Here is a 16,483-nt window from a genome sequence, read left to right on the forward strand (position 1 = left end):
GCTGTTCTTTTATTTTTTTATCTCACAAGGTTATCCACTATGTTTTTCGATAAAAAGCTTAATAAATCAATAATTTTTTCTTTTATCCCCAACCTGTGGATAAAGTTTGGTAACATTGTGGATTATTTTTCACAGCTTGTGGAAAATTCTTGCTATCTATGGTAAAATATCTCTAGTATTAAACTTTTAAATAGTAAAGGAGGAGAAAAGATTGAAAGAAAAACAATTTTGGAATCGTATATTAGAATTTGCACAAGAAAGACTGACTCGATCCATGTATGATTTCTATGCTATTCAAGCTGAACTCATCAAGGTAGAGGAAAATGTTGCCACTATATTTCTACCTCGCTCTGAAATGGAAATGGTCTGGGAAAAACAACTAAAAGATATTATTGTAGTAGCTGGTTTTGAAATTTATGACGCTGAAATAACTCCCCACTATATTTTCACCAAACCTCAAGATACGACTAGCTCACAAGTTGAAGAAGCTACAAATTTAACTCTTTATGACTATAGTCCAAAGTTAGTATCTATTCCTTATTCAGATACGGGATTAAAAGAAAAGTATACCTTTGATAACTTTATTCAAGGGGATGGAAATGTTTGGGCTGTATCAGCCGCTTTAGCTGTCTCTGAAGATTTGGCTCTGACCTATAACCCTCTTTTTATCTATGGAGGACCAGGCCTTGGTAAGACTCACTTATTAAACGCTATTGGAAATGAAATTCTAAAAAATATTCCAAATGCACGTGTCAAATACATACCTGCTGAAAGCTTTATTAATGACTTTCTTGATCACCTAAGACTTGGGGAAATGGAAAAATTTAAAAAAACCTATCGTAGTCTTGATCTTTTGTTAATCGATGATATCCAGTCACTCAGCGGAAAAAAAGTCGCAACTCAGGAAGAATTTTTCAATACCTTTAACGCCCTTCATGACAAGCAAAAACAGATTGTCCTAACCAGTGATCGTAGTCCAAAACATTTAGAAGGGCTCGAGGAGAGGCTTGTCACGCGCTTTAGTTGGGGATTGACACAAACTATCACACCCCCTGACTTTGAAACACGCATTGCCATTTTACAAAGTAAAACGGAACATTTAGGCTACAATTTCCAAAGTGATACTCTAGAATACCTAGCTGGGCAATTTGATTCAAATGTTCGAGATCTTGAGGGAGCCATAAACGACATCACTTTAATTGCCAGAGTAAAAAATATCAAGGATATCACTATTGATATTGCTGCAGAAGCTATTAGAGCTCGAAAACAAGATGTTAGCCAAATGCTCGTCATCCCAATTGACAAAATCCAAAATGAAGTTGGTAACTTCTATGGAGTTAGTGTCAAAGAAATGAAGGGAAGCAGACGCCTTCAAAACATTGTGTTAGCCCGTCAAGTAGCCATGTATTTATCTAGAGAACTAACAGATAATAGTCTTCCAAAAATTGGGAAGGAATTTGGTGGAAAAGATCATACAACAGTTATTCATGCCCATGCTAAAATTAAATCTTTGATTGATGAAGACGATAATTTACGCTTAGAAATTGAATCAATCAAAAAGAAAATCAAATAAGTTGTGGATAACTTTTACTTTATTATCTTTTTTATCCACATTTTTTAAACAAGCCAAAAAACTTGATATGACTTGTTTAAAGTCTGTTTTCCACAGATTTCACAGACTCTATTATTACTATTATCCTTCTAATACTAAAAATAAATAAAGGAGAATCCATGATTCATTTTTCAATTAATAAAAATTTATTTCTACAAGCCTTAAATACAACTAAAAGAGCTATTAGTTCTAAAAATGCCATTCCTATTTTATCAACTGTCAAAATTGACGTGACCAATGAAGGTGTTACTTTAATTGGTTCAAATGGTCAAATTTCAATTGAAAATTTTATTTCTCAAAAAAATGAAGATGCTGGTCTATTAATTACTTCTTTAGGTTCGATCCTTCTTGAAGCTTCTTTCTTTATCAATGTGGTATCTAGCCTACCTGATGTAACTCTTGATTTTAAAGAAATTGAACAAAATCAAATTGTTTTAACCAGCGGCAAATCAGAAATTACCTTAAAAGGAAAAGATAGTGAACAGTATCCACGAATCCAAGAAATTTCAGCAAGCACTCCTTTGGTTCTTGAAACAAAATTGCTCAAGAAAATTATCAATGAAACAGCTTTTGCTGCAAGTACACAAGAAAGTCGTCCAATTTTAACAGGTGTTCATTTTGTATTGAGTCAGCATAAGGAGCTAAAAACAGTGGCAACAGACTCTCATCGTCTAAGCCAGAAAAAATTAATGCTTGAGAAAAATAGTGATGATTTTGATGTCGTGATTCCTAGCCGTTCTCTACGCGAATTTTCAGTGGTATTTACAGATGATATCGAAACTGTAGAGATTTTCTTTGCCAATAACCAAATCCTCTTTAGAAGCGAAAATATTAGCTTCTATACTCGTCTCCTAGAAGGAAACTATCCTGATACAGATCGCTTGATTCCAACAGACTTTAACACTACTATTACTTTTGATGTGGTAAACTTACGCCAGTCAATGGAGCGTGCTCGTCTTTTATCAAGTGCGACTCAAAATGGTACTGTGAAACTTGAAATTAAAGGTGGTATTGTTAGCGCCCATGTTCACTCTCCAGAAGTTGGTAAAGTAAACGAAGAAATCGATACTGATCAGGTTACTGGTGAAGATTTGACCATTAGTTTCAACCCAACTTACTTAATTGATTCTCTTAAAGCTTTAAATAGCGAAAAGGTTACCATTAGCTTTATCTCAGCTGTTCGTCCATTTACTCTTGTGCCAGCAGATACTGACGAAGACTTCATGCAGCTCATTACACCAGTTCGTACAAATTAAGTGAAAGAGGTTGAGCTTAGCTCGCCTCTTTTATGATATAATCGAAAAAGAAAAGGAGAATAGTATGTATCAAGTTGGAAATTTTGTTGAAATGAAAAAACCACATGCTTGCACCATCAAGTCAACAGGAAAAAAAGCTAATCGTTGGGAAATTACACGTGTAGGAGCAGATATCAAAATCAAATGCAGTAATTGTGACCATGTTGTCATGATGGGACGCTATGATTTTGATCGAAAAATGAATAAAATTATTGACTGAGAACCCTTAGTTAGAGGGTTAGCAAGTTTTCCCTTTTTGTGTTATAATATTAGGGATTGAAATGAAAACGGAGAATGAGAAATATGGCTTTGACAGCAGGTATCGTTGGTTTGCCAAACGTTGGTAAATCAACACTATTTAATGCAATTACAAAAGCAGGAGCAGAGGCAGCAAACTACCCATTTGCGACGATTGATCCAAACGTTGGAATGGTTGAAGTTCCAGATGAACGCCTACAAAAACTAACTGAAATGATTACTCCTAAAAAGACAGTGCCAACAACATTTGAATTTACAGATATTGCAGGGATTGTAAAAGGAGCTTCAAAAGGAGAAGGGCTAGGGAATAAATTCTTGGCCAATATTCGTGAAGTAGATGCGATTGTTCACGTAGTTCGTGCTTTTGATGATGAAAATGTGATGCGCGAGCAAGGACGTGAAGACGCCTTTGTAGATCCACTTGCCGATATTGACACCATTAACCTAGAATTGATTCTTGCTGACTTAGAATCGGTGAACAAACGATATGCGCGTGTAGAAAAGATGGCACGTACGCAAAAAGATAAAGAATCAGTAGCTGAGTTTAATGTTCTTCAAAAGATTAAACCAGTCCTTGAAGATGGGAAATCAGCTCGAACTATTGAATTTACAGATGAGGAACAAAAGGTTGTAAAAGGTCTTTTCCTTTTGACGACTAAACCAGTGCTCTATGTTGCTAATGTTGACGAGGATGTGGTTTCAGAACCTGACTCTATCAACTATGTCAAACAAATTCGTGAATTTGCAGCGACAGAAAATGCTGAAGTAGTCGTCATTTCTGCGCGTGCTGAGGAAGAAATTTCTGAATTGGACGATGAAGATAAAAAAGAGTTTCTTGAAGCCATTGGTTTGACAGAATCAGGTGTAGATAAGTTGACGCGTGCAGCTTACCACTTGCTTGGATTGGGAACTTACTTCACAGCTGGTGAAAAAGAAGTTCGCGCTTGGACTTTCAAACGTAGTATGAAGGCTCCTCAAGCAGCTGGGATTATCCACTCAGACTTTGAAAAAGGATTTATTCGTGCAGTAACCATGTCATATGAGGATTTAGTGAAATACGGATCTGAAAAGGCCGTAAAAGAAGCTGGACGCTTGCGTGAAGAAGGAAAAGAATATATCGTTCAAGATGGCGATATCATGGAATTCCGCTTTAATGTCTAAAAAATTAATAAATGGTGTCAATTAGGTTGGAAAAAAATTCCAACCCTTTTGGCTTTTGAAAGGAAAAATAAATGACCAAATTACTTGTAGGCTTGGGAAATCCAGGGGATAAATATTTTGAAACAAAACACAATGTTGGTTTCATGTTGATTGACCAACTAGCGAAAAAACAAAATGTCACTTTTACACACGATAAGATATTTCAAGCAGACCTAGCATCCTTTTTCTTCAATGGAGAAAAAATTTATCTGGTTAAACCAACGACCTTTATGAATGAAAGTGGAAAAGCAGTTCATGCTTTATTGACTTACTATGGTTTGGATATTGAAGATTTACTTATCATTTACGATGACCTTGACATGGAAGTTGGAAAGATTCGTTTAAGAGCAAAGGGCTCAGCAGGTGGTCACAATGGTATTAAGTCTATTATTCAACATATTGGAACTCAGGTCTTTAACCGTGTTAAGATTGGAATTGGGAGACCTAAAAATGGTATGTCAGTTGTTCACCATGTTTTGAGTACCTTTGACAGGGATGATTATATCGGTATTTTACAGTCTATTGACAAGGTTGACGATTCTGTAAACTACTATTTACAAGAGAAAAATTTTGAGAAAACAATGCAGAGGTATAATGGATAAATGGTGACCTTATTAGATTTATTCTCAGAAAATAATCAGATCAAAAAATGGCATCAAAATTTAACAGATAAGAAAAGACAACTGATACTTGGTTTATCAACGTCTACTAAGTCTCTTGCAATTGCAAGCAGTTTAGAAAAAGAAGATAAGATTGTATTGTTGACGTCAACTTATGGAGAAGCAGAAGGACTTGTTAGTGATCTTCTATCTATCTTGGGTGAGGAACTTGTCTATCCATTTTTGGTAGATGATACTCCTATGGTGGAGTTTTTGATGTCTTCACAAGAAAAAATCATTTCACGGGTTGAAGCCTTGCGTTTTTTGACTGATTCATCTAAGAGAGGGATTTTAGTTTGTAATATCGCAGCAAGTCGATTGATTTTACCGTCTCCCAATGTATTCAAAGATAGTATTGTAAAAATCTCACTTGGTGAAGAATATGATCAACACGCGCTTATCCATCAGTTAAAGGAAATTGGCTATCGAAAAGTTACACAAGTACAAACTCAAGGCGAATTTAGTCTGCGAGGAGATATTTTAGATATTTTTGAAATATCCCAGTTAGAACCTTGCCGAATTGAGTTTTTTGGTGATGAAATTGATGGTATCAGGTCATTTGAAGTAGAAACACAATTATCGAAAGAAAATAAGACAGAACTCACAATCTTTCCAGCTAGCGACATACTTTTGAGAGAAAATGATTATCAACGAGGTCAGTCAGCTTTAGAAAAACAGATTTCAAAAACGTTATCACCTATTTTAAAATCATACTTAGAAGAAATTCTTTCAAGTTTTCACCAAAAACAAATGCATTCTGATTCACGGAAATTTTTATCTTTATGCTATGATAAGACATGGACTGTATTTGATTATATTGAAAAAAACATACCAATATTCTTTGATGATTATCAAAAATTGATGAATCAGTATGAAGTCTTTGAAAGAGAATTAGCGCAGTACTTTACAGAAGAATTACAGAATAGTAAAGCATTTTCTGATATGCAGTATTTTGCTGATATTGAACAAATCTATAAAAAACAAAGTCCGGTGACTTTTTTCTCTAATCTTCAAAAGGGACTAGGAAATCTCAAGTTTGACCAAATTTATCAATTTAATCAATATCCTATGCAGGAGTTTTTCAATCAATTTTCTTTTTTAAAAGAAGAAATTGAACGATACAAAAAAATGGATTACACTATTATCCTGCAATCTAGCAATTCAATGGGAAGTAAAACATTGGAGGATATGTTAGAGGAATATCAGATTAAATTGGATTCCAGAGATAAGTCAAGAATCTATCAACAATCTGTAAACTTAATTGAGAGTAACCTAAGACATGGTTTTCATTTTGTAGATGAAAAGATTTTATTGATAACTGAACATGAGATTTTTCAAAAGAAATTGAAACGTCGTTTTCGAAGACAGCATGTTTCAAACGCAGAGAGATTAAAAGATTACAATGAACTTGAAAAAGGAGATTACGTTGTTCACCATATTCATGGGATTGGTCAATATCTAGGAATTGAAACAATTGAAATCAAGGGGATTCACCGTGATTATGTTAGTGTTCAATACCAAAACGGGGATCAAATCTCTATCCCAGTAGAACAGATTCATCTACTGTCTAAATATGTTTCAAGTGATGGGAAAGCTCCAAAGCTCAATAAATTAAATGACGGTCATTTTAAAAAGGCCAAGCAAAAGGTTAAGAACCAGGTAGAGGATATAGCTGACGATTTAATTAAACTCTACTCTGAACGTAACCAGTTGAAGGGTTTTGCTTTTTCAGCTGATAATGAAGATCAAGATGCCTTTGATGATGCTTTCCCTTATGTTGAAACGGATGATCAACTTCGTAGTATTGAGGAAATCAAGAGAGATATGCAGGCTTCTCAGCCAATGGATAGACTTTTAGTTGGGGATGTTGGTTTTGGAAAGACTGAAGTTGCTATGCGTGCAGCCTTTAAGGCAGTCAATGATCACAAACAGGCTGTCGTCTTAGTTCCGACGACGGTTTTAGCGCAACAGCACTATACAAATTTTAAGGAACGATTCCAAAATTTTGCAGTTAATATTGATGTATTGAGTCGCTTTAGAAGTAAAAAAGAGCAGACTGAAACACTTGAAAAATTAAAAAACGGTCAAGTTGATATTTTGATTGGAACCCATCGTGTTTTGTCAAAAGATGTTGTGTTTGCTGATTTGGGCTTGATGATTATTGATGAAGAACAACGATTTGGTGTCAAGCACAAGGAAACCTTGAAAGAGTTGAAGAAACAAGTGGATGTCCTAACTTTGACCGCTACTCCAATCCCTCGTACCCTCCATATGTCTATGTTGGGAATCAGAGATTTGTCTGTTATTGAAACTCCGCCGACTAATCGTTATCCTGTTCAGACATATGTTTTGGAAAAGAATGATAGTGTCATTCGTGATGCTGTTTTGCGTGAAATGGAGCGTGGAGGTCAAGTTTACTACCTTTACAACAAAGTTGACACGATTGACCAGAAGGTTTCAGAATTACAGGAGTTGATTCCAGAGGCTTCGATTGGTTATGTTCATGGTAGAATGAGTGAAATCCAGTTGGAAAATACTCTACTAGACTTTATTGAGGGACAATACGATATCTTGGTGACGACTACCATTATTGAGACAGGGGTGGACATTCCAAATGCCAATACTTTGTTTATTGAAAATGCGGACCATATGGGTTTGTCAACCTTGTATCAGTTAAGAGGAAGAGTCGGTCGTAGTAATCGTATTGCTTATGCCTATCTCATGTATCGTCCAGAAAAATCAATCAGTGAAGTCTCTGAAAAGAGATTAGAGGCAATCAAAGGATTTACAGAATTGGGCTCTGGATTTAAGATTGCTATGCGAGATCTTTCGATTCGTGGAGCAGGGAATCTCCTAGGAAAATCCCAGTCTGGTTTCATTGATTCTGTTGGTTTTGAATTGTATTCACAGTTACTAGAGGAAGCTATTGCTAAACGAAACGGTAATGCTAACGCTAACACAAGAACCAAAGGGAATGCTGAGTTGATTTTGCAAATTGATGCCTATCTTCCTGATACTTATATTTCTGACCAACGACATAAGATTGAAATTTACAAGAAAATTCGTCAAATTGACAGCCGTGTCAATTATGAAGAGTTACAAGAGGAGTTGATAGACCGTTTTGGAGAATACCCAGATGTAGTTGCTTATCTTTTAGAGATTGGTTTAGTCAAGTCATATTTGGACAAGGTCTTTGTTCAACGTGTGGAAAGAAAAGATAATAAAATTACAATTCAATTTGAAAAAGTCACTCAACGACTGTTTTTAGCTCAAGATTATTTTAAATCTTTATCCGCAACGAACTTAAAAGCAGGCATCGCTGAGAATAAGGGATCAATGGAGCTTGTATTTGATGTCCGAAATAAGAAAGATTATGAAATTTTAGAAGGTCTGCTGATTTTTGGAGAAAGTTTATTAGAGATAAAAGAGTCTAAGAAAGAAAATTCCATTTGATATTTTTCTTCTATAAAGTAGATAAAAATGGTACAATAATAAGTTGAGGTAATAAGGATGAGATTAGACAAATATTTAAAAGTATCACGAATTATCAAGCGTCGTACAGTCGCAAAGGAAGTAGCAGATAAAGGCAGAATTAAGGTTAATGGAATCTTGGCCAAAAGTTCAACGGATTTGAAAGTTAATGACCAAGTTGAAATTCGCTTTGGCAATAAGTTGCTACTTGTAAAAGTACTGGAGATGAAAGATAGTACAAAAAAAGAAGATGCAGCAGGCATGTATGAAATTATCAGTGAAACACGGGTAGAAGAAAATGTCTAAAAATATTGTACAATTGAATAATTCTTTTATTCAAAATGAACACCAACGTCGTCGCTACCTGATGAAAGAACGACAAAAACGGAATCGTTTTATGGGGTGGGTATTGATTTTGATTATGCTATTATTTATCTTGCCAACTTTTAATTTAGCGCAGAGCTATCAGCAATTACTCCAAAGACGTCAGCAATTAGCAGACTTGCAAACTCAGTATCAAACCTTGAGTGATGAAAAGGATAAGGAGACAGCATTTGCTACCAAGTTGAAAGATGAGGATTATGCTGCCAAATATACACGAGCGAAGTACTATTATTCTAAGTCGAGGGAAATAGTTTATACGATTCCTGACTTGCTTCAAAGGTGATAAAATGGAAAATTTATTAGATGTAATTGAGCAATTTTTGAGTTTATCAGATGAAAAGCTGGAAGAATTGGCTGATAAAAATCAATTATTGCGTTTACAAGAAGAAAAGGAAAGGAAGAATGCGTAAATTCTTAATTATTTTGTTGCTACCGAGTTTTTTGACCATCTCAAAAGTCGTTAGCACAGAAAAAGAAGTCGTCTATACTTCGAAAGAAATTTATTACCTTTCACAATCTGACTTTGGTATTTATTTTAGAGAAAAGCTAAGTTCTCCTATGGTTTATGGAGAAGTTCCTGTCTATGCGAATGAAGATTTAGTAGTGGAATCTGGAAAATTGACTCCTAAAACAAGTTTTCAAATAACCGAGTGGCGCTTAAATAAACAAGGAATTCCGGTATTTAAGCTATCAAATCATCAATTTATAGCTGCGGACAAACGATTTTTATATGATCAGTCAGAGGTAACTTCAACAATAAAAAAAGTATGGTTAGAATCTGACTTTAAACTGTATAATAGCCCTTATGATTTAAAAGAAGTGAAATCATCCTTATCAGCTTATTCGCAAGTATCAATCGACAAAACCATGTTTGTAGAAGGAAGAGAATTTCTACATATTGATCAGGCTGGATGGGTAGCTAAAGAATCAACTTCTGAAGAAGATAATCGGATGAGTAAAGTCCAAGAAATGTTATCGGAAAAATATCAGAAGGATTCATTCTCTATTTATGTTAAGCAACTGACTACTGGAAAAGAAGCAGGTATCAATCAAGATGAAAAGATGTATGCAGCTAGCGTTTTGAAACTCCCTTATCTCTATTATGCGCAAGAAAAAATAAATGATGGTCTTTATCAGTTAGATACGACTGTAAAATACGTATCTGCAGTCAATGATTTTCCAGGTTCTTATAAACCAGAGGGAAGTGGTAGTCTTCCTAAAAAAGAGGATAATAAAGAGTATTCTCTCAAGGACTTAATCACAAAAGTATCTAAAGAATCTGATAATGTAGCTCATAATCTATTGGGTTATTACATTTCAAACCAATCTGATGCCACATTCAAATCCAAGATGTCTGCCATTATGGGAGATGATTGGAATCCAAAAGAAAAATTGATTTCTTCCAAGATGGCCGGGAAGGTCATGGAAGCTATTTATAATCAAAATGGATTTGTGCTAGAGTCTTTGACTAAAACAGATTTTGATAATCAGCGAATTGCCAAAGGTGTTTCTGTGAAGGTAGCTCATAAAATTGGGGATGCGGACGAATTTAAGCATGATACGGGTGTTATCTACGCAGATTTTCCATTTATTCTTTCTATTTTCACTAAGAATTCTGATTATGATACGATTTCTCAGATAGCCAAGGATGTTTATGAGGTTCTAAAATGAGAGAACAAGATTTTTTAAATCATTTTCTCAAGAGAGGATATTTTAAAAAGCATACTAAGGTGGTGCTAGCTCTTTCTGGTGGATTAGATTCTATGTTTCTATTTAAGGTATTGTTTACTTATCAAAAAGAGTTAGAGATTGAATTGATTCTGGCTCATGTGAATCATAAGCAGAGAATTGAATCAGATTGGGAAGAACAGGAATTAAGGAAGTTGGCTGCTGAATCTGGACTTCCTATTTATGTCAGCAATTTTTCAGGAGAATTTTCAGAAGCGCGTGCACGAAATTTTCGCTATGATTTTTTTCAAGAGGTCATGAAAAAGACAGGTGCGACAGCCTTAGTCACTGCCCACCATGCGGATGACCAGGTGGAAACGATTTTGATGCGCTTGATTCGAGGTACTCGCTTGCGCTATCTATCAGGAATTAAGGAGAAGCAAGTAGTCGGAGAGATAGAAATCATTCGTCCCTTCTTGCATTTTCAGAAAAAAGACTTTCCATCAATTTTTCACTTTGAAGATACATCAAATCAGGAGAATCATTATTTTCGAAATCGTATTCGAAACTCTTACTTACCAGAATTGGAAAAAGAAAATCCTCGATTTAGGGATGCAATCTTAGGCATTGGCAATGAAATTTTAGATTATGATTTGGCAATAGCTGAATTATCTAACAATATTAATGTGGAAGATTTACAGCAGTTATTTTCTTACTCTGAGTCTACACAAAGAGTTTTACTTCAAACTTATCTGAATCGTTTTCCAGATTTGAATCTTACAAAAGCTCAGTTTGCTGAAGTTCAGCAGATTTTAAAATCTAAAAGCCAGTATCGTCATCCGATTAAAAATGGCTATGAATTGATAAAAGAGTACCAACAGTTTCAGATTTGTAAAATCAGTCCGCAGGCTGATGAAAAGGAAGATGAACTTGTGTTACACTATCAAAATCAGGTAGCTTATCAAGGATATTTATTTTCTTTTGGACTTCCATTAGAAGGTGAATCAATTCAACAAATACCTGTTTCACGTGAAACATCCATACACATTCGTCATCGAAAAACAGGAGATGTTTTGATTCAAAATGGGCATAGAAAAAAACTCAGACGTTTATTTATTGATTTGAAAATCCCTATGGAAAAGCGAAAATCTGCTCTGATTATTGAGCAATTTGGTGAAATTGTCTCAATTTTGGGAATTGCGACCAGTAATTTGAGTAAAAACACGAAAAATGATATAATGAACACTGTACTTTATATAGAAAAAATAGATAGGTAAAAAAATGTTAGAAAACGATATTAAAAAAATTCTCGTTTCACACGATGAAATTACAGAAGCTGCTAAAAAATTAGGTGCTCAACTCACTAAAGACTATGCAGGAAAAAATCCAATCTTAGTCGGGATTTTAAAAGGATCTATTCCTTTTATGGCTGAATTGGTTAAACATATTGATACACATATTGAAATGGACTTCATGATGGTTTCTAGCTACCATGGTGGAACAGCAAGTAGTGGTGTTATCAATATTAAACAAGATGTGACTCAAGATATCAAAGGAAGACATGTTCTATTTGTAGAAGATATCATTGATACAGGTCAAACTTTGAAGAATTTGCGAGATATGTTTATTGCAAGAGAAGCAGCTTCTGTTAAGATTGCAACCTTGTTGGATAAACCAGAAGGACGTGTTGTAGAAATTGAGGCAGACTATACCTGCTTTACTATCCCAAATGAGTTTGTAGTAGGTTATGGTTTAGACTACAAAGAAAATTATCGTAATCTTCCTTATGTTGGAGTATTGAAAGAAGAAGTGTATTCAAATTAGAAAGAATAATTTTTAATGAAAAAACAAAATAATGGTTTAATTAAAAATCCATTTCTATGGTTATTACTTATTTTTTTCCTAGTTACAGCTTACCAGTATTTTAGTACAGGTAGTGTTGCAGGGAAAAGTGAGCAAATTAATTATACAGAATTGGTAAAAGAAATTACCGATGACAATGTAAAAGAATTAACCTACCAACCAAATGGCAGTGTTATCGAAGTTTCGGGTGTTTATAAAAATCCTAAAACAAGTAGAGAAGAAACAGGCATTCAGTTTTTCACGCCATCTGTTACTAAGGTAGAGAAATTTACCAGCACTATTCTTCCTGCAGATACTACCGTATCAGAATTGCAAAAACTTGCTACTGACCATAAAGCAGAAGTAACTGTTAAGCATGAAAGTTCAAGTGGTATGTGGATTAATCTACTCGTATCCATTGTGCCATTTGGAATTCTATTCTTCTTCCTATTCTCTATGATGGGAAATATGGGAGGAGGAAATGGCCGTAATCCAATGAGTTTTGGACGTAGTAAGGCTAAAGCTGCAAATAAAGAAGATATTAAAGTAAGATTTTCAGATGTTGCTGGAGCTGAGGAAGAAAAACAAGAACTAGTTGAAGTTGTTGAATTCTTAAAAGATCCAAAACGATTTACAAAACTTGGGGCTCGTATTCCAGCAGGTGTCCTTCTGGAGGGACCTCCGGGAACAGGTAAAACTTTGCTTGCTAAAGCAGTCGCCGGAGAAGCAGGTGTTCCATTCTTGAGTATCTCAGGTTCTGATTTTGTAGAAATGTTTGTCGGAGTTGGAGCTAGTCGTGTTCGTTCTCTTTTTGAAGATGCCAAAAAAGCAGCGCCAGCTATCATCTTTATCGATGAAATTGATGCTGTTGGTCGCCAACGTGGTGTCGGCCTCGGTGGAGGAAATGATGAACGTGAGCAAACCTTGAACCAACTCTTGATTGAGATGGATGGTTTTGAGGGAAATGAAGGGATTATCGTCATTGCTGCGACAAACCGTTCAGATGTACTAGACCCTGCCCTTTTACGTCCAGGACGTTTTGATAGAAAAGTATTGGTTGGTCGCCCTGATGTTAAAGGTCGTGAAGCAATCTTGAAAGTTCATGCTAAGAACAAGCCTTTAGCAGAAGATGTTGATTTGAAATTAGTGGCTCAACAAACTCCAGGCTTTGTTGGTGCTGATTTAGAGAATGTCTTGAATGAAGCAGCCTTGGTTGCTGCTCGTCGCAATAAATCGATAATTGATGCTTCAGATATTGATGAAGCAGAAGATAGAGTGATTGCTGGACCTTCTAAGAAAGATAAGACAGTTTCACAAAAAGAACGTGAATTGGTTGCCTACCATGAGGCAGGACATACCATTGTTGGCCTAGTCTTATCGAATGCCCGCGTTGTTCATAAGGTTACAATTGTACCAAGAGGCCGTGCAGGCGGATACATGATTGCACTTCCTAAAGAAGATCAAATGCTTCTATCTAAAGAAGATATGAAAGAGCAATTGGCTGGCTTAATGGGTGGACGTGTAGCTGAAGAAATTATCTTTAATGTCCAAACTACAGGAGCTTCAAACGACTTTGAACAGGCGACACAAATGGCGCGTGCAATGGTTACAGAGTACGGTATGAGTGAAAAACTTGGCCCAGTACAATATGAAGGAAATCATGCTATGTTTGGTGCACAGAGTCCTCAAAAATCAATTTCAGAACAAACAGCTTATGAAATTGACGAAGAGGTTCGTTTATTATTGAATGAAGCACGAAATAAAGCTGCTGAAATTATTCAGTCAAATCGTGAAACTCACAAGTTGATTGCAGAAGCACTATTGAAATACGAAACATTGGATAGTACACAAATTAAATCTCTCTATGAAACAGGAAAGATGCCTGAAGCAGTAGAAGAGGAATCTCATGCATTATCTTATGATGAAGTAAAGTCAAAAATGAATGATGAAAAATAACCCAAAGAGAGGCAAGACCTCTCTTTTTTGTGCAGTTGAGGAGCTAAAGGGTGCAGAATGGATGAAATGTACCAAAAGTGTTTCTAATCTGTTAGACTGTATCTAGAAAGGGGAAAATTATGATTAAAGAATTGTATGAAGAAGTCCAAGGGACTGTGTATAAGTGTAGAAATGAATATTACCTTCATTTATGGGAATTGTCGGATTGGGACCAAGAGGGAATGATATGTCTATATGAATTGATTAGTAAAGAAGAAGGATTAGTAGAAGATATCTCTCGTTTAAGGAAATATTTTAAGACTAAGTTTCGGAATCGAATTCTAGACTATATCCGTAAACAAGAAAGCTACAAACGAAGATATAATAAAGAACCATATGAAGAAGTAGGTGAGATTAGTCATCGTATAAGTGAGGGAGGTCTGTGGATAGATGACTATTATCTCTTTTATGAAACACTAAGAGATTATAGAAACAAACAAAGTAAAGAGAAACAAGAAGAGCTAGAACGCATTTTAAGAAATGAACGATTCCGAGGGCGTCAAAGAGTGTTAAGAGACTTACGTATTGTGTTTAAAGAGTTTGACATCCGTAGCCGGTAAGAAGCAATGCAAAAAAATGAAAAAAATAGGAAAAGGTGTGTCAATCGAAAGTGATGATGCCCCAAAAAATGGTGAGATTGAGGGCAATTATTTTGCTTTCATTTGACACGAGGAACCCTTGAAGCTGTTTTTTCAGCTAAACCAAGGCTAGTCTTAGCCTTGGCTCTCTAGCCTCACAACTCCAAGCCTCTTATCAAATGAAATGCTTGTCTTAGACTCCTTACTTTCTCTCTCCTAAATGTAAGGGATAGAGTGATTTCCTTTAAGGAACAGCTTCCCATTTAGCGAGAAATAGATTATACTTGTAGCTGAGGAGAATGAAGCTCCTCACTAGTAAACTCTTCATAATCCTTTTTATTTTTCTGAAGATATTGTTTGAAAGATGTGAGTTTCCACGGATGGGTTTGTGGAGGGACATACTTGCGTCTTTCTTTTTTTGTTCTGGTTCTGATTCAAAGTTTTTCGAATAGAGTTCATGAACTAGTAGCTCCTTTGTGTGATAGATCTTGTCAGCGATATTGAGGTAGATGTCACCGTCAACTTCTTTTATAACGAATGCTTTCGTCTTTCTGCTGAAGTAGACTTCTTTTCCTTGTTCAACAGGGATATAGCAACGATTTTGGAATCGGATATGGTGTCCACTATCGACGACTCTCTCCGCCAGTCTAGCCAGAATGAGATTTCGTTCAGAGGGCTTAGGAGCCTCCTCAAAGACAGAGAGTTTTGTCTTGTTTCCAAACTGTTCATTAAAGGTTTGAATGTAGGAAAGAAGGAAAGTATTGGCTTCTTCCAAGGTATGAATATTGTTTCGTTCCAGTTCAATAGGCAGGCGAGATTGTAGTGCCTGATTGAGTCTTTCGACTCTCCCTTTAGCTTGAGGGATAGCGGTTGTCTCAAGGAGAATCCCCAGTTGGTGACAGGCGTATCCGAATTGTGTATGGGTATCGTCCTCCATTTTCTTAGAGTTGGAGATTTGATAGGTAAAGACTGTTCTTTTATCTGTTTTGATTTGAAGGGGAATGCCGTGGTTGTCTAAAATTTGTTCGAGGACATGATAGTAAGCATTCAAGGTCTCTTGTTTATCAAAATAAGCGCCTAGGATATTGCCAGAAGCATCATCAATGGCTAGGTGTAAGTTAGAGGTTTCTGCTCCAAACCAGGCATGAGGGCTAGCCTCCATTTAGATGACTTCTCGCCAAAAAATTGTAAAAAGTTTAAAAAAAATTAGAAAAAGGTGTTGACAAGTCTGAAAAAGTCGGTATAATAGTAAGAGTTGAAAATAACAACTCTGGTCCGTTGGTCAAGGGGTTAAGACACCGCCTTTTCACGGCGGTAACACGGGTTCGAATCCCGTACGGACTATGGTATGTTGCGGTAGGAACACTTGGTAAAAAAAAGATTAAAAAAGTTTCAAAAAAGTGTTGACAAGCGAAAGCGACTGTGATATACTAATATAGTTGTCGCTTGAGGGAAGCGAGTGACAAAGACCTTTTAAAACTGAAAAAAACGAACCAATGTGCAGGGCACTACAAAAACTGT

At 35.8% G+C, this 16,483-nt stretch carries 14 protein-coding genes, 1 tRNA gene and 1 pseudogene; 15 read left to right on the forward strand and 1 reads right to left on the reverse strand.

The features are described from left to right. Positions 1-211: 211 nt before the first annotated feature. The 14 genes from dnaA to HT729_RS04345 all read left to right on the forward strand — a co-directional run bounded on the left by dnaA (position 212) and on the right by HT729_RS04345 (position 14,944). Positions 212-1,573 carry a chromosomal replication initiator protein DnaA gene (gene dnaA / locus HT729_RS04285; RefSeq protein WP_023936251.1) on the forward strand — a complete coding sequence of 454 codons (1,362 nt, stop codon included), beginning with the start codon at positions 212-214 and terminating at the stop codon, positions 1,571-1,573. 158 nt (positions 1,574-1,731) lie between these two features. Beyond that, entirely contained in the window at positions 1,732-2,868 is a 1,137-nt protein-coding gene (gene dnaN / locus HT729_RS04290; RefSeq protein WP_023940601.1) for a DNA polymerase III subunit beta, read from the forward strand. A gap of 64 nt (positions 2,869-2,932) precedes the next feature. Then, positions 2,933-3,127: a DUF951 family protein gene (locus HT729_RS04295; RefSeq protein WP_000285186.1), complete on the forward strand. Its 195-nt coding sequence runs from the start codon at positions 2,933-2,935 to the stop codon at positions 3,125-3,127. Positions 3,128-3,210: 83 nt separating this feature from the next. Beyond that, positions 3,211-4,326 (forward strand): redox-regulated ATPase YchF, encoded by a 1,116-nt coding sequence (gene ychF / locus HT729_RS04300; RefSeq protein ID WP_001218715.1) that lies wholly within the window; start codon positions 3,211-3,213, stop codon positions 4,324-4,326. Between the two features lie 71 nt (positions 4,327-4,397). Next, positions 4,398-4,967, forward strand: coding sequence for an aminoacyl-tRNA hydrolase (gene pth / locus HT729_RS04305; RefSeq protein WP_000163917.1), 570 nt, complete (start codon positions 4,398-4,400; stop codon positions 4,965-4,967). Continuing rightward, complete coding sequence (gene mfd, locus HT729_RS04310) at positions 4,968-8,477, forward strand: transcription-repair coupling factor (protein WP_023936245.1); 3,510 nt, start codon at positions 4,968-4,970, stop codon at positions 8,475-8,477. 57 nt (positions 8,478-8,534) lie between these two features. Beyond that, complete coding sequence (locus tag HT729_RS04315; RefSeq protein WP_001234978.1) at positions 8,535-8,801, forward strand: RNA-binding S4 domain-containing protein; 267 nt, start codon at positions 8,535-8,537, stop codon at positions 8,799-8,801. Further along, positions 8,794-9,162 carry a septum formation initiator family protein gene (locus HT729_RS04320; RefSeq protein WP_000041903.1) on the forward strand — a complete coding sequence of 123 codons (369 nt, stop codon included), beginning with the start codon at positions 8,794-8,796 and terminating at the stop codon, positions 9,160-9,162. The genes HT729_RS04315 and HT729_RS04320 overlap by 8 nt, the downstream gene beginning before the upstream one ends. 4 nt (positions 9,163-9,166) lie before the next feature. Then, a complete protein-coding gene (locus HT729_RS12375) occupies positions 9,167-9,289 on the forward strand; it encodes an SP_0009 family protein (protein WP_000429334.1) in 123 nt (40 codons plus the stop codon). Continuing rightward, positions 9,282-10,550 carry a serine hydrolase gene (locus HT729_RS04325; RefSeq protein WP_172931714.1) on the forward strand — a complete coding sequence of 423 codons (1,269 nt, stop codon included), beginning with the start codon at positions 9,282-9,284 and terminating at the stop codon, positions 10,548-10,550. The genes HT729_RS12375 and HT729_RS04325 overlap by 8 nt, the downstream gene beginning before the upstream one ends. Further along, the gene (gene tilS, locus HT729_RS04330; protein WP_054388171.1) at positions 10,547-11,824 is read left to right on the forward strand and encodes a tRNA lysidine(34) synthetase TilS; all 1,278 of its coding nucleotides are present in this window, start codon (positions 10,547-10,549) and stop codon (positions 11,822-11,824) included. Before HT729_RS04325 ends, tilS begins: the two co-directional genes overlap by 4 nt. A 4-nt stretch (positions 11,825-11,828) precedes the next feature. Further along, the gene (hpt, locus tag HT729_RS04335; protein WP_000892175.1) at positions 11,829-12,371 is read left to right on the forward strand and encodes a hypoxanthine phosphoribosyltransferase; all 543 of its coding nucleotides are present in this window, start codon (positions 11,829-11,831) and stop codon (positions 12,369-12,371) included. Between the two features lie 15 nt (positions 12,372-12,386). After that, on the forward strand, positions 12,387-14,345 hold the full coding sequence (ftsH, locus tag HT729_RS04340) for an ATP-dependent zinc metalloprotease FtsH (protein WP_000744568.1): 1,959 nt from the start codon (positions 12,387-12,389) through the stop codon (positions 14,343-14,345). Positions 14,346-14,464: 119 nt separating this feature from the next. Then, complete coding sequence (locus HT729_RS04345) at positions 14,465-14,944, forward strand: sigma-70 family RNA polymerase sigma factor (protein ID WP_000588858.1); 480 nt, start codon at positions 14,465-14,467, stop codon at positions 14,942-14,944. Positions 14,945-15,240: 296 nt separating this feature from the next. Here HT729_RS04345 and HT729_RS04350 read toward each other — a convergent pair. Further along, a pseudogene (locus HT729_RS04350) lies at positions 15,241-16,136 on the reverse strand (ISNCY family transposase); the annotation flags it as partial. 98 nt (positions 16,137-16,234) lie between these two features. On the opposite strand from HT729_RS04350, the gene HT729_RS04355 reads away from it, so the two are divergent. Beyond that, positions 16,235-16,306: transfer RNA gene (locus HT729_RS04355), tRNA-Glu, on the forward strand. Positions 16,307-16,483 lie beyond the last annotated feature (177 nt).

Origin of the sequence: Streptococcus sp. 79 (genome assembly GCF_013277425.1) — a bacterium.
GTDB lineage: Bacteria > Bacillota > Bacilli > Lactobacillales > Streptococcaceae > Streptococcus > Streptococcus pseudopneumoniae.

Coding starts and splice junctions, on each gene's coding strand:
- HT729_RS04325 (WP_172931714.1), top strand. CDS start 9,282: ATGCGTAAATTCTTAATTATTTTGTTGCTACCGAGTTTTTTGACCATC.
- hpt (WP_000892175.1), top strand. CDS start 11,829: ATGTTAGAAAACGATATTAAAAAAATTCTCGTTTCACACGATGAAATT.
- mfd (WP_023936245.1), top strand. CDS start 4,968: ATGGTGACCTTATTAGATTTATTCTCAGAAAATAATCAGATCAAAAAA.
- dnaN (WP_023940601.1), top strand. CDS start 1,732: ATGATTCATTTTTCAATTAATAAAAATTTATTTCTACAAGCCTTAAAT.
- HT729_RS04295 (WP_000285186.1), top strand. CDS start 2,933: ATGTATCAAGTTGGAAATTTTGTTGAAATGAAAAAACCACATGCTTGC.
- ychF (WP_001218715.1), top strand. CDS start 3,211: ATGGCTTTGACAGCAGGTATCGTTGGTTTGCCAAACGTTGGTAAATCA.
- pth (WP_000163917.1), top strand. CDS start 4,398: ATGACCAAATTACTTGTAGGCTTGGGAAATCCAGGGGATAAATATTTT.
- HT729_RS04320 (WP_000041903.1), top strand. CDS start 8,794: ATGTCTAAAAATATTGTACAATTGAATAATTCTTTTATTCAAAATGAA.
- HT729_RS04345 (WP_000588858.1), top strand. CDS start 14,465: ATGATTAAAGAATTGTATGAAGAAGTCCAAGGGACTGTGTATAAGTGT.
- tilS (WP_054388171.1), top strand. CDS start 10,547: ATGAGAGAACAAGATTTTTTAAATCATTTTCTCAAGAGAGGATATTTT.
- HT729_RS04315 (WP_001234978.1), top strand. CDS start 8,535: ATGAGATTAGACAAATATTTAAAAGTATCACGAATTATCAAGCGTCGT.
- HT729_RS12375 (WP_000429334.1), top strand. CDS start 9,167: ATGGAAAATTTATTAGATGTAATTGAGCAATTTTTGAGTTTATCAGAT.
- ftsH (WP_000744568.1), top strand. CDS start 12,387: ATGAAAAAACAAAATAATGGTTTAATTAAAAATCCATTTCTATGGTTA.